At 55.5% G+C, this 13,408-nt stretch carries 13 protein-coding genes; 4 read left to right on the top strand and 9 right to left on the bottom strand.

What is annotated here, in order from left to right; genetic code table 11:
- A complete protein-coding gene (locus tag K1V27_RS02985; protein ID WP_258928039.1) occupies positions 1-759 on the top strand; it encodes a 2Fe-2S iron-sulfur cluster-binding protein in 759 nt (252 codons plus the stop codon).
- Positions 760-769: 10 nt separating this feature from the next.
- Here K1V27_RS02985 and K1V27_RS02980 read toward each other — a convergent pair whose 3' ends face one another.
- The gene (locus tag K1V27_RS02980) at positions 770-1,480 is read right to left on the bottom strand and encodes a DUF4410 domain-containing protein (RefSeq protein WP_258928038.1); all 711 of its coding nucleotides are present in this window, start codon (positions 1,478-1,480) and stop codon (positions 770-772) included.
- A gap of 521 nt (positions 1,481-2,001) precedes the next feature.
- Here K1V27_RS02980 and K1V27_RS02975 point away from each other — a divergent pair.
- The gene (locus K1V27_RS02975; RefSeq protein WP_353740521.1) at positions 2,002-2,709 is read left to right on the top strand and encodes a fumarylacetoacetate hydrolase family protein; all 708 of its coding nucleotides are present in this window, start codon (positions 2,002-2,004) and stop codon (positions 2,707-2,709) included.
- Positions 2,710-2,714: 5 nt separating this feature from the next.
- Here K1V27_RS02975 and K1V27_RS02970 read toward each other — a convergent pair whose 3' ends face one another.
- Positions 2,715-3,320 (bottom strand): NAD(P)H-dependent oxidoreductase, encoded by a 606-nt coding sequence (locus K1V27_RS02970; protein ID WP_353740520.1) that lies wholly within the window; start codon positions 3,318-3,320, stop codon positions 2,715-2,717.
- Between the two features lie 91 nt (positions 3,321-3,411).
- Here K1V27_RS02970 and K1V27_RS02965 point away from each other — a divergent pair, with 91 nt between their 5' ends.
- Complete coding sequence (locus K1V27_RS02965; protein WP_258928035.1) at positions 3,412-5,580, top strand: PhoPQ-activated protein PqaA family protein; 2,169 nt, start codon at positions 3,412-3,414, stop codon at positions 5,578-5,580.
- A gap of 180 nt (positions 5,581-5,760) precedes the next feature.
- On the opposite strand, the gene cydB is transcribed toward K1V27_RS02965, so the two are convergent.
- The 7 genes from cydB to K1V27_RS02930 form a co-directional block, all read right to left on the bottom strand.
- On the bottom strand, positions 5,761-6,777 hold the full coding sequence (gene cydB / locus K1V27_RS02960; RefSeq protein ID WP_258928034.1) for a cytochrome d ubiquinol oxidase subunit II: 1,017 nt from the start codon (positions 6,775-6,777) through the stop codon (positions 5,761-5,763).
- Positions 6,770-8,173, bottom strand: coding sequence for a cytochrome ubiquinol oxidase subunit I (locus K1V27_RS02955; protein ID WP_258928033.1), 1,404 nt, complete (start codon positions 8,171-8,173; stop codon positions 6,770-6,772). Before K1V27_RS02955 ends, cydB begins: the two co-directional genes overlap by 8 nt.
- Before the next feature lie 104 nt (positions 8,174-8,277).
- Positions 8,278-8,823 (bottom strand): pyruvoyl-dependent arginine decarboxylase, encoded by a 546-nt coding sequence (locus tag K1V27_RS02950; RefSeq protein WP_435051659.1) that lies wholly within the window; start codon positions 8,821-8,823, stop codon positions 8,278-8,280.
- 118 nt (positions 8,824-8,941) lie between these two features.
- Positions 8,942-10,285 carry a thiamine pyrophosphate-dependent enzyme gene (locus K1V27_RS02945; RefSeq protein WP_258928031.1) on the bottom strand — a complete coding sequence of 448 codons (1,344 nt, stop codon included), beginning with the start codon at positions 10,283-10,285 and terminating at the stop codon, positions 8,942-8,944.
- Positions 10,278-11,396, bottom strand: coding sequence for a transketolase C-terminal domain-containing protein (locus tag K1V27_RS02940; RefSeq protein WP_258928030.1), 1,119 nt, complete (start codon positions 11,394-11,396; stop codon positions 10,278-10,280). Before K1V27_RS02940 ends, K1V27_RS02945 begins: the two co-directional genes overlap by 8 nt.
- The gene (locus K1V27_RS02935; RefSeq protein WP_258928029.1) at positions 11,377-12,189 is read right to left on the bottom strand and encodes a carbon-nitrogen family hydrolase; all 813 of its coding nucleotides are present in this window, start codon (positions 12,187-12,189) and stop codon (positions 11,377-11,379) included. The genes K1V27_RS02940 and K1V27_RS02935 overlap by 20 nt, the downstream gene beginning before the upstream one ends.
- Positions 12,190-12,264: 75 nt before the next feature.
- Entirely contained in the window at positions 12,265-12,696 is a 432-nt protein-coding gene (locus tag K1V27_RS02930) for an MOSC domain-containing protein (protein ID WP_258928028.1), read from the bottom strand.
- A 409-nt stretch (positions 12,697-13,105) separates the two neighbouring features.
- On the opposite strand from K1V27_RS02930, the gene K1V27_RS02925 reads away from it, so the two are divergent.
- On the top strand, positions 13,106-13,408 hold a 303-nt coding region (locus K1V27_RS02925; protein ID WP_258928027.1), incomplete at its 3' end, for a nitroreductase family protein.

Genomic DNA, 13,408 nt, shown 5'->3' with positions numbered 1-13,408 from the left:
ATGGTTCAAGTCATATTGAATGATCAAGCCCTTCAGGTGGAGGAGCAAAAAACCATTCTTGAGGTGGCCAGAGCAAACGGCATTAAACTACCGACCCTTTGTTATCACCCGGCCCTGAAGCCGTCCGGTTCGTGCAAGCTCTGTGCGGTCGAGGTGACCGGGCAGACAGGGCGGCAGCTCACCATGCTTTCCTGTGTTCTCAAGGTGAAAGAAGGACTCATCGTCAGGACCGAGAGCGACTTGGTGCAAAAGGCTCGCACCAAAGCTTTTAAAGATCTTCTGCAAATGGCGCCGCAATCCAGGGTGATCCGAAAGCTTGCGGATGATTATGGTGTGGAACTTGGTCCCCCACCCGACGGGTGTATTCGCTGCCGGCTCTGTATCCGAGTGTGCAAAGAAATTGTGGGCGCCAGAGCCTTGAAAATGGAAAAGCGCGAAACGGGAAATTTTGTGGTGCCCACCGAGGGGCTCTGCATCGGCTGCGGCACCTGCGTCAACATTTGTCCTACAGGCGCCATTGAACTGGTCGATAGGGAGAGTGTGCGGACTATTTCAATTCGCGGCGAGGTCATCGGCCGGCACGTTCTTGAGCGGTGCGAAGCCTGTGGGAAGCTTTTTGCCACCGAAAAGTTCCTCCGCCATGTCCAGGATCGCGTCATACCTCATCCGGATGTAAAAGAGCATCACCAGTATTGCCCCACGTGCGCTAAGCTGTTTTCACCACGCGTCAGGTCAAGCTCAAAATTCAGGCGCATTTAAATGTGACATTTTACTGGGTTGGTCCAAGCAGACCCCGTTCTTTCATGTACTTGACGATTGCTCCGGCGATTTCGGCGCCGGCCCGGTCTACGTCCTCATTGGTGGCGTTTTTTGCCAGAACAAATTTTGCCGCCGCCGCATAAGGATTCATGGTGACCACCGCGCCCGGCTTCCTGCCACTGCCCGTTTCCGCGCCAAATGACAGGAATGGGGTGTCGGGATGTGATGCCAGATCGCACACCTCCACGTGGATCTGCATGTCCGTCGCGCCTTCCCCGAAGCCGATCACGGCGCGACGCAGTCGATTGCCCTCATCTACCTGCAGGAACTGCCCTCGCACCAGCCAGCCCATAGCGGGTACCGACTGATCCTTGGGGATTCGCACCGCGGGTATGTTCCTTGCGTTTAGCCCTTCGACTATGGAAGCTGCCAAACGGCTCACCAGGTTTGCCGCCACTGCGGACGCGTCCTGCCCTTGTTCCAACGGTCCGTGCCTTTCCAGCAGCCTGCCTTTGAGCAGGCCTCCCCTGTTGAGAATACCACTATCCTCGTGGATTTCAGCGACATCGATGGCAAAGTCTGAAACATACACCATCCCGGGCATGATCCCAGGTTGGACCGTCTGGTCGAGGTCGCCTTTATTCTTGATGGCACCATGGGCAGCGACTGCCGGCAGCAGCGTCACCCAGACAACAAGGCAAATGGTTGGCAGAGGCTTCATGTCGCACCCTCATTCTGGAGCATGTCAATCGCGCCCCGTGTGTTACGCACAACAATATTGAGTGACAAAATAACAGTATTGAATCAAGCATAGCACAACGGTAAGCCGGCCACTAGCCCTATTGTGCATTACGCTCAGAATGGCGTTCAGACCATCTCGAGTTGCCCTCATGCTCTGCCCGAAAGCACATTACCTGCTCTTGTTAACAGAAGGGATGATTTGGCTTTCTCCAAACCCGCAAGCGTGCTTTGGTGATCCCTCGGCCGCTATCCTGCCGGTGCGGCAAAGGGAAATGGTTAACCTCAATTTGAGGGTGTGCTACATTCTTTGGCGGTCATCTTTTAATGAGGCCATACGCTCCTGCGAGTGCGTACGTAAAGGTGTCAACTCCGCCAGTCCGAGAAAATTCGGAATCTTGGGAGGTCCGTGACTGCGGGCTGCCGGGATGACGGAGCAGCACTTTGAACCCACTGCAGGGTAGCCTTTCAGTCTGTGGATTAACAATGCGCGGAGTAGAGATGATGGTGACGCTACCGGTCTTCGGCAAAAAAGAAGTGTACGTGGTCAATCCCAGCAAGATCATAGCACTCGGTCTCAATTACCGGGATCATATTGCGGAGAGTCATTCCGTCAGGGTGCGCGGGTTCACCGACGAGGTTCCCCGTGAGCCGATCTTGTTTCCCAAGACTCCCAACGTGCTGATCGGTCACGAAGAGCCGATCATAATACCGAAATTCTTGAAAACCTATGGCTTCGAAGAGATCAGAAATGATTATGAAGCGGAACTGGCCATTGTCATCGGGGACAGGTGCAAAAATGTGCAGGAAGATCAGGCGATGCAGCATGTCCTTGGATACACCTGCATGAACGACGTGAGCCAGCGCAATCTCCAAACGGGAGATCGCTCCGGCTGGTTTCGCGGAAAGTCCCTGGACACTTTTGGTCCCATTGGACCTCGATTGGTGCCGGCGGAAGCTATCGGCGATGCCCAAAACCTGAATATTCGGTGTCGGCTGAACGGCAGGACGGTGCAGGACTCCAACACGCGCCACATGATTTTCCCCATCCCCAGGATCATTGCCTTCATATCCATGAATTTCACTCTCATGCCGGGGGATATCATTGCCACCGGCACGCCAAGCGGCGTGGGCCCCATCAAACATGGTGATGCGGTGGAAATCGAAATTGAAGGAATCGGCATCCTGCGCAATCCGGTTGTCGAAGAGTAGACGATTCAGCTAACGGCTCGTGCAGGAAAAAACCGATCAATGGTGGACCTCGCCTCCTGCAGCCACCGCTTCCTTTCATCGTGCGTGCTGGTGACCACCACGCTGAAGGTGAAACGATAAAAGGCACTGACGCCACAGAGACCAAAGACGCAGTTTTTCCAAATGGTTTCAAGTGGATCGCCAAAGATGTTCTGTTCCCTTTCCGGAGGAGTATTGGAGGTATTGAAGACGACGGCAGCCGTGGCGCGCAGCAGGCCCTTGGGAGTGCCCTCACCGCTGTCACCCTCCAGGAACTCGTAGGCTAGCCCGGGGCGAATCACTCGGTCGATCCAGCCTTTGAGCACTGCAGGGGGTTGTCCCCACCAGTTGGGGTGAATGACAACGATGCCGTCTGCCTGGCGAATCTCTTCGCAGTGCTCTCTAATTTGTGCCGGAACGGTTGCGTCTTTGGGGATTTCTCCTGCGGGCAGCAGCGGGTTGAATTGCTCGCCGTACAGGTCATGAAAAAAGACGCTGTGCCCGTTCGCCTGGAGCTGCGCGACAACCGTGTGCGCAATGGCATGGTTGAAACTTGTCTGGACAGGATGGGCAAGGATGACTGATACTTGCATAGCCGCCAATAGTCCTTTCTTGCTCGCGCTATCGTCGACGGGATAGTTCCATCGGCTCAATAGGAAAAACAAGAAAAAGGAGATGATCCGAATGTCAAACAACATCCATGCCAGGCTTCCTTTTGTGCTTGTGTGCACCCTGTTTCTTGCGCTGTTCCCGCCAAATGGCGCAGCGCTTGCCGCGACGAACTACCTTTCCCTGACCTCCATAGGCGAGGGAGCCACCGATCCGGCCGTAGGAGTCCACCGGTTATCCGACGACAGCCAGCGGACGATCACCGCGATACCTGCCGATGGCTGGCAGTTCGACCACTGGGAAGGCAGCCTCAGCGGCTCAACCAACCCTGCCCAGCTGACGATGAATGAAAACAAGCGTGTCACGGCTGTGTTCATTCCCAACCAGGCCGGTGCGGAAAATGCTCTGGCACGTTATGCCGGTAAACTCGACACGAATTATACATGGTATGAATACAAACGCGACCACAATATCGGGTGGACCAAGTACACAATTCGACTGATTTCGCAGCAATGGCGCTCTGCAGACGCAGTGGATCGCGTGCTGTGGGAGCATGATCTCGGCATCATTGAGCCCCTGTTCAGAACGGACAAAGTGCTGATGGTGATCGGCGGGGGCGACAATGGGGATTTGCCCGCAGAGGCGAATGACGCAATTGCTGCGGCCTGCCTGCTGACCGGAATCACTTACGTGCAATTGGACCAGGTGCCGAATCAGCCCCTCAAATTCGCCGATGACCATGGCAAGAGCCGCAAGGAGGATGCAATCCTGGCATACGGGCTGGATAAAGCGCTGGTGACCGGCGATCAGGAGTGGATCGCCCATATGGCTATGGTCAAGGCCGTGGTTCGCGCCATGGACGTGGTTCAGGAAACATTGGGCGATGTCAGTGAATTCATGCTTGCTGGTGCATCCAAGCGGGGTTGGACGACCTACCTGACAGCCGCTGTTGATCCTCGAGTGAAAGCAATGGTTCCAATGTCAATCGATATTCCCAACATCCTTGAAAACATCAAACACCACTGGGAAGCCTATGGATTCTATGCCCCAGCCCTGCACGAATACGTTAAATTCGACCTGTTTTGTCGCATGGAAAACCCGGCCGAAATCCATGCAGAGGATGCTCTGAAGATCATCGACCCCATGACCTACTTCTCAAAATACACCATGCCAAAACTGCTGGTGGTGTCTGCCGGCGATCAGTTCTTCCTGCCGGACTCGAGCCGTTTTTACTTTTCCGCCCTGCCCCAGGTCAAACATCTGCGCTATACGGTCAACACCGATCACAGCCAGCAGCAGGCCATCGAAAAGTTGATCCTGTTTGCTCTGTCATGGGCGGGCAGGGCCATATATGAGGAAAATTTGCCGCAATTCACCTGGTCGTTTGAAGCCGACGGTTCCATCAGGGTAGAAACACAGACCACTCCCAATGCAGTCCGCTTATGGCAGGCCCATAACCCTGTAGCGCGTGATTTTCGTCTGGAAACCATAGGTCCCGTTTGGACCAGTTCGCCACTCTTTGACCAGGGCGACGGCGTCTACACTGGTTACGTGCCTCAGCCTCCAACAGGATTCTGCGCGTTCCTGGTAGAGCTTGACTTCGACCATGCCATTACTCTGACCACAGAAGTTGCCATCACACCGGACTTCCTTCCGTTTGCAGGAACTCACTGCCAAACGGGTCTGTTGTTCGCTGATGTGCCGGTCGATCACTGGGCTTTTGGCGACATCGAAAAACTCTACGCGAACGGCATCACTGCCGGCTGCAACAGTTCTCCCCTGATGTTTTGTCCGCGATATGCCCTCACCCGCGATCAACTGGCGGTGTTTCTGGAAAGGGGGGTGCATGATGGTAATTTTGTGCCCCTGCCCGCCTCCGGCATTTTTGTGGACGTGCCGCTGGGTCACTGGGCGGCGGATTGGATAGAACAGTGCTATCAGGACGGCATCACTGAAGGATGCAGCACCAACCCCCTCAGCTTCTGCCCGGACCGGCAGGTGACCCGTGCCGAAATGGCCATCCTTCTTTTGCGGGCAAAATATGACAGTTCTTACTCACCTCCGGTTTCCACCGGACTTTTCGCCGACGTACCGCCAGGATACTGGGCCGCCGATTGGATTGAACAACTCTATCGGGAAGGAATCACCACCGGCTGCAGCGCCGGTCCGCTGATGTTTTGCCCCGACGACCCGGTAACGCGCGAGGAGATGGCGGCGTTCCTGGTCCGCACTTTCGATCTGTAGAGCAAATGAGGGGTTCTCCCAAGGCGTCGGGCGTGGTTTGGCAATGTATCGATGGAGAACAGAGGGTTCTAAATTCCCCGGGCAACCGAGAGGAGCCACCGAAAAATATGAGCGAGGGTCGCCGCGGTACATAGCCCTCCAAGCCACAGCAGTGCAAACCATAGCCATTGTCGTTGCTTGTCAGTAAGTGCTTTCATGGGATGCCTTGCCGCGAAAGATGTAGTAGCAATAGGCTGTGTATGTGAGCACCACCGGCAGCAGGATCACTGTGCCGACCAGCAGCAGGGACTGGGTCGGTCCCGCCGCCGCCGCCTGCCGAAAGGTGACTTCAAACGGTACCAGCCACGGCCATAAGCTGACGCCAAGGCCGATGTAACCGGTCAGGAAGACTCCGATGCCGAGGAAAAAAGGTCGGGTTTCATGCCCCCTGTGGAGATCCGACCAAATCAGGCCGAAGAAAAATATTGTCAGCAAAGGGACGGGCAGTAGACGAAATAGATTGGGAGAGCTGAACCACAAGTTCTGAATCCGTTCATCCATCATTGGCATGCTGATGCTGACCACTACCAGAAACAGCCCGACAAGGCCCAGCACGTAAGCCGCACACTTTCTCGCCCAGACCTGTGCGATGCCGTCCGTTTTCATCACCAGCCAGGTGGCTCCCAGCAAGGCATAGCCAAAGATGAGCGCTATCCCTGTCATGACACTGTAGGCATTCAGCCAGTCCAAAGGGCTCCCGCCAAAACTGCGGCCTTCCACCGCAATTCCCTGCACAAATGCCCCCAGAATCATGCCCTGCATCAAAGCGGCCGCAAGCGAGCCAAAATGGAACGAGTAGTCCCATATCCCGCGAGACCTGTGCGCCTTGAAGCGAAATTCGAAGGCCACCCCACGAAAAATCAATCCCAGCAGCATGCAGGTGACCGGAATATAAAGTGCCGGCATCAGAATCGAGTAGGCCAGCGGGAACGCGGCAAACAGCCCACCGCCGCTCAGCACCAGCCAGGTTTCATTGCCGTCCCAGAACGGGGCGATGGAATTCATCATCCTGTCGCGGCACTGTTCAGAGGGGGCAAAGGGAAACAAAATGCCCACTCCCAAATCGAAACCGTCGAGCAGTACATAAAGAAATATTGCCGCAGCGATGAGGCCGAACCAAATGAGGGGCAAATCCAGGAAGGTATCGAAACTAAACATGGCGGCCTCCTTTTTCGGAACCTAAGGTGGTGATGAGGGGCGGCTGTTTGACGCCGTGGGAGCCATAGGCATCATCCTCGGTATCGGGCCCGTTGGCGATCAATTTCAGAATGTAGTAGGTGCCGGCGCCGAACACGAAGCTATAGGTGACGATAAAGGCAGTCAGTGACATGGCAACGGGTGTCGACAGCAGGGGCGATCCGGCATCAGCCGTGCGCATATAGCCCTGGATGATGTAAGGCTGCCGGCCGACCTCGGTGACGAGCCAGCCTGCCAGGACGGCAAGGAACCCGGCAGGAGTCAAGGCCATGCACCAATATTGAAACCAGCGGGTATCAAACAAGCGTTTTCTCAAGAACAGAACCAGTCCGCTGAGGCCGGTCACAATCATCAGTATCCCGATTCCCACCATGATGCGAAACGACCAGAAAACCGCTGCCACTGGAGGGCGCTCATTCCTGGGCCAGTGCTTCAGTCCCTTCACTTCACCGTCCAGGCTATGGGTCAGGATGAGACTCGACAACCTGGGAATTTCAATGGCATAGCGGGTGATCTCGTGTTCCTGGTCCGGCCAGCCAAACAGCCGCAGTGGAGCGCCTCGCTCGGTTTCCCAAAGACCTTCGATGGCGGCAACCTTGGTGGGCTGATGTTCGAGGGTGTTGAGCCCGTGCATGTCGCCCAGCAGCAACTGCACCGGGGCCACGAAAATGGCCATGATCATGGCCATTCCCAGCATCACTCGAGCATGCCTGAGATAGATGCTGCGCCACAGGTAGAAGGCGCCGACTCCCGCCACCACGAAGGCGGTGGTCAGGTAGGCGGCCGTGACCATGTGCACAAAACGGAATGGAAAAGAAGGGTTGAAGATAATCTGCAGCCAGTTGCTCGGGTAAAACAGGCCGTCCTTCGCCACGGCGAATCCCTGCGGTGTCTGCATCCAACTGTTGGCAGACAAGATCCAGAAGGCGGAAATGAGGGTCCCAACCGCCACGATGACGGTCGCTGAAAAGTGCATCCTGGGGCTCACCCGGTTCCAGCCGAACAGCATCACCCCAAGGAAAGAGGCTTCCAGGAAGAACGCAGTCAGTACCTCGAATCCCAGTAGCGGGCCTAGTACATTTCCGGCCCGGTCGGAAAAGACCGACCAGTTGGTGCCCAACTGAAAAGACATGACCACGCCGGAGACAACCCCCATGCCAAAGGTGACGGCGAAAATCTTGACCCACATGCGATAAACTTCCGCATAGACGGGGTTGCCCGTCCTCAACCAGCGCCACTCGAGCACGGCAAGCCAGCTCGCCAGTCCTATAGTGAAGGCCGGAAAAAGAATGTGGAAGGAAATGGTGAAGGCAAACTGGATACGGGACAGCAAAACAGGATCCAAACCATCGAACATGATTGTAACCTCCGAGCGAGGAGTTGGAAAAAATATTCCGGTCGGCCGAACAGAAAACTTCTTCTCCGATGAATGGGGGTCCGCAGCAGCCCCCAAACGGCCCGTCACTCGATGAATACCGCACAGGATATCACCGTCACGTAGCCGCCTTTTCTGCCCATGGCGACACACGGAAAAGATAATGCTTCAACAACCTTTCCGCTCATCAAATAAATCTCTCTTCTCTCGTCGTAGTCCTTGTCCGGATCGAACTCCACGCCGAGGGTTGTGGCAAGCATGGTGGAAGCCAGGTCCTCGGCAAAATCTCCCACCTCGATCTCTTCCTTGCCAAATGCATGATACTCGCTGATATAGCCGTAATGTCTGCGGTCGGCAGGGAAAGCGATGCCGACGGATGCGCCGATCATTCTGCCGTACTCGTTGGCACTCAGCTTGGCCATAACGCAAAATGTGATCTGTCCGGGCTTCAGAAGCCTCAATCCCTCCTCCAAACCGATGATTTGACACTCGGGCGGGAAGATGCTCGATACACTGACAATATTCTGCGTTTCAATGCGTGCATCGCGCAGCGCCAGTTCGTACGATTGGAGTTCATTTTTGTGGAAGCCAATCCCCTTGGTGAAAAATGCCTTGGTCGGGACAATCATCAGTATGCTCCTGTCACGCTGTGATACAAAGTTTAGGTTGCTGTGATGCAATCGCCGCCTTTAAAGACGCAGGTCATGGGTCGCCACGAAGATGTTACCATGTTGATCAGGGAACAACCGTCTAAAAATTTTCCGTGATGGATTCAATACAGGCGTTACGCTGCATGAAAGTTTTGGTGAAGGTGTGATGGATGAGGGCTTTCACGGTCTCGCGCACGGGCGGCTTGAACTGCAGATTGATCGCAGCGTCCAGCATGGCGCGGCTGATGGCTTTGTTCATTGCGGCCAAAACCGCAAGACAGGCCAGCGCCCAGTCGGATTTTTTGAGGTGCAGTGCCTGGAAATCGAGCGAGATCACTCGGGCCCGGCTGGCGGGAACAGCGATTCCAGTTGCCTGAATGAGCAGGGTCTTGGAATCCAGCCGGGAAAACATATCCCGGTGACGATCGATTCCTTCCTTGGCCAGAGCAATGACAATGGTTGGTTGGGTGATCCCTGTGAAATGGATGGCTTGCGGCGACAGTATCACTTCGCTTACCGAGGGACCGGTCATGACCGTGATGGCGTAATCGGTCTTTTGCGTGACCTGCAACCCGGCGGTCAAACCGGCAATGCACAGAACTTCACCCGCTGTCTGAATACGTTGTCCCGCTTTGCCGAGCAATACAATCTCCTGGCGTTCGGAGTCGGGCGGTTTGCAGGTTACTTCGATCGGGCTGGGCGGCTCGGCCGGCTTTAGCCGTGCGGTGATGCTGGCATACGCGTCGAAATATTCCGGTCGTTCATTTTCTGCAACGGCACCCTCCAAAGGATGCAGTTTGGACAGGTTCTCATTGATCATTTGCGGCGTCAACCTGTTGTGTTTCAGGTAGCGGCCCGGGCAGATGCCCTGGATATCGACGAAGCTGAAACCGCGATAACGCAGGGCACATTCCAGCAGGTGGGCGAGATTCCTATGGTACGCGGATACCCGGGCAACATAGGGAGCGCCTGCCGCTGTTGCTACTTGGCCGGCGTCCATGGGGCGTTCGATGCTGTTCAAAAACCCCGAGCCGATGGAAGCCGCAGCAGGTGTTGTGGACGAGAACTGGCCACCGGTCATGGCGAAGTTGAAATTGTTGAGCAGGAGCAGCGTGAGATCCAGGTTCCTCCGGCACGCGGCGAGTAGATGGGCGCCCCCGATACCGAGACCCCCATCGCCCATTGTCACCACCACCTGCAGGTCCGGGCGTGCCAGCTTGATTCCGGCGGCATAGGTCAACGCCCGGCCATGCAGTCCATGCAAGGCGTGTGTGTTGAAGAAAGTGTCAAACAACCCGGAACAGCCGATGTCGCTTACCATCACGATCTGGTTCCGGCACAGGCCCATATTCTGAAAGGCTCGGTCAAGAGCGCGCAGTACGGTTTCGTGTGAACAGCCGGGGCAAAACACCGGAGGGCGATTCTTGTTAAGTAAGCTAGCCAATGGCCGCCTCCCTGATCTGTGCGGGAGTGATCAAACGGCCGTTCATCTGCCCCAGGAATTCAACGGACTTATGCTTCAGGATACGCTTCACTTCCGTGACGTACTGGCCGAGGTTCATCTCTACTACGAGCACGCGTTTGGCATCCTGAGTCTGCTGCCGGATGAGTTCCTCGGGGACCGGCCAAAGGGTCTTGAGAATCAGGAGGGAAGCGGGTTTCCCCCGGGCTTTGAGCTCCTTGCAGGCGTCTCGCGCCGCCCTCCCGGTAATGCCGTAGGTGACGATCATGGTTTCGGCCTGCGGTTCGATGACCGCCTGCGCGTAACTGAAGCGGTCGACCCGGCTCTCGACTTTGCGCTTCATGCGCTCATTGATAGATGAAATGACGGCGGGATCGGTGGTGATATAGGCGTCCGTGCCATGAGTCGAAGACGTCTGCCGCACCAGAGTGGCATCTCCCAGGGGCAGGAAGCCCGGCACGTCGCTGTCGGGAAGCGGTTGGAAAGGCAGGAACGGCCGGTCGGCACGGGGAGGAGCGCGATCGATTATTGCTGGTCGTTCCATGCTGCTCCAGTCGACAGTTTCCCGGGTCAGTGCCACTTCCTTGTTGGAGGCAAGAAACACCGGGCAGCGATATTGCTCAGCCAAATTAAAGGCGTGCAGGGTCAAAGTGAAACAATCCCCCGCGTCCACCGGAGCAAGTACGATCACCGGCAGGCCCCCGGAAGTGCCCCAGCGCAAAAACTGGATATCCCCATCGGCGCCCTTGGTAGCGGATCCGGTGGAAGGGCCGAGGCGTTGAACATCGACGACCACCAGCGGTATCTCAGACCCTATGGCGAATGAAAGCTGCTCCGAGTAAAGGCTGAGACCCGGACCGGAAGTGGCCGTCATGGCTTTCAGACCGCACATGGATGCTCCGATGCAATACCCCATGGCGGCTATTTCATCTTCCGCCTGCAAAACGATACCGCCGGCGGGTGGGAGGATGTTCAGCATGGCGTTGAAGATCGATGTGGCCGGCGTGATGGGATACCCGGCAAAAAAGCGGCAGCCGGCTTCAAAAGCAGCCCATGCCAGCGCTTCGTTGCCGTCACACAGGCGAAGTTTCATCACATGCTCCCGCTGCGGGGTTGAGCCAGTCGACGCGGTCCTGCAGGGCTGGAAATTGTGCGCGGGCCCGATCTACTCGAGCACGATCGACTTGTGCCTTGAGGATCACTTCGTGGTCTCCGGCACTTGCTATGGCGATCCCCCATGGGTCGACGGTCATGCTGCGGCCTGCCATGAGAATCCCCTGATCAAAGCCAACGGAGTTGGCCGAAATAAGGTAACTTTGATTTTCCAGCGCACGAACTCGATTGAGCAGAAGCCAGTGTTCCAGTCGCGCCTGCGGCCAGGCCGAACAAACGGTAAACAGTTCTGCTCCAAGATCGATCATGCGGCGGAAAAATTCCGGAAAACGGAGATCGTAGCAGGTAGCCATGCCGATTCTGCCGAGTGGTGTGGCGACCACCGAGATTCTCTTTCCCGCCGTCAGGATTTGAGCTTCCAGGGAATGGTAGCCGAACAGGTGGATCTTCCGATAGTTCCCCAGCAGATCGCCTTTTGGCGAAATCAGGTAACTCGAATTATAATAATGATCCCCGTCTTTTTCGACAAAGCTGCCGCTGTGCAGGTAGGCTTTTAGTTCCGCCGCCAGTTCCCGCAGTGCGGACAGAGTCGGTCCATCCCTGCTTTCTGCTTCAGGTATGTAGCGATCGAAGCTCATGAAACCGACATTCCAAATTTCCGGCAAAACGATCAAATCCGAACCCCGGCACGACCGAATTAGACCGGTCGCCTTGTCTATCGTCTTGGATTTGTCTTCATCAACAGCGGACATCTGAATGGATGCCACTTGCATGATCTTCTCCGAAATGGTGCGAATTCTTCTCAACCGCATCATCCCACCGCACACTGTTCGAGGTGACGCGGTGCATCACTGCAGGCGCCTAATGACGTCCCCCACTCGAATGACGCCTCCCTCGAGAACCCGGGCAAAAACACCCTCGCGCGGCATGATACAGTCCCCGGCCTGGTAATAGATGGCGCATTTCTTATGACACTCTTTGCCGATCTGAGTGATCTCGACAACAGCCTTTTCACCCAATTGAAACTGAGTCCCGAGGGCTACTGTAAGCCAATCGATTCCTTCCGTGGCAATGTTTTCTGCAAAATCGCCAAAGCTAACCTCGAGTCCCTGACTGCGCGCTCGTGCAATGCTTTCAGCCGCCAGAAAGCTTACCTGCCGGTGCCATTCCCCGGCATGAGCATCCCCATCCAAACCGTGGTCCTTGATCACGACGGCATGATCTACCCGCGTCTTACGCGTTCCTTTCTTTGGGCTGAACGCAATGGATACAATTTTCATGGATCGCACACCTGAATCGTCTACAGGGGGAATCTGTGTCAGTGGTTTCCAATAAGTCTGCAAAGGTTATGGCATTCAATCGTTCATACATCGCCTGGGCGACCTCCCGCCAAAAAAGGCGGGTGATGCATCCGGCGGAACGATCACAGGCTTGCATCCATGGCTGCATCCCCCCGAGGTAGCGAGATGATTCCCAAAGAAAACCCTGTTTATCAAATGGCAAAGAAAACTCTACTGGAACACTATAATATCGCGTCTGTTCCCGGGGGGTCAACAAGTTGACCCGACATTATCGTCGTTCAAAACATGTACAAAAACACAGCAAAGATGGTATGAGGGATAATGTTATAGAGCTCTGTGCAGAAAGACCTGCGAAGATTGTTTTTATTCGGAATTAAGGTGGATTGCCATGGATTTGGATTCGGCCATAAAAGAACGTCGAAGTATCCGCAAATATATGCCCAGAGAAATCCCGCAGGAGCTGTTGCAGGAAGTCTTGGATACGGCATTGTGGGCGCCATCGGGGATGAATCGACAGGATTGGGAACTGGTTGTGGTGCAGGGGGACAACCTCGAACGACTGAAGGAAATCGTTGCAAAGTCCAAGGATTATATACTGCCGCACCTGGAAGAGCTTTTCTCGGAAAAGATCATCAAAATATCCCTGCAGGTCTTCAAGGACTTTGGCGGCGCGCCGGCCGTGGTGCTGGTC

It is taken from the genome of Desulfoferrobacter suflitae, assembly GCF_022603395.1.
Classification (GTDB): domain Bacteria; phylum Desulfobacterota; class Syntrophobacteria; order Syntrophobacterales; family Syntrophobacteraceae; genus Desulfoferrobacter; species Desulfoferrobacter suflitae.
The sequence above is the reverse complement of the archived record's forward strand: the minus strand, read 5'-3'. Positions and strand labels throughout refer to the sequence as shown.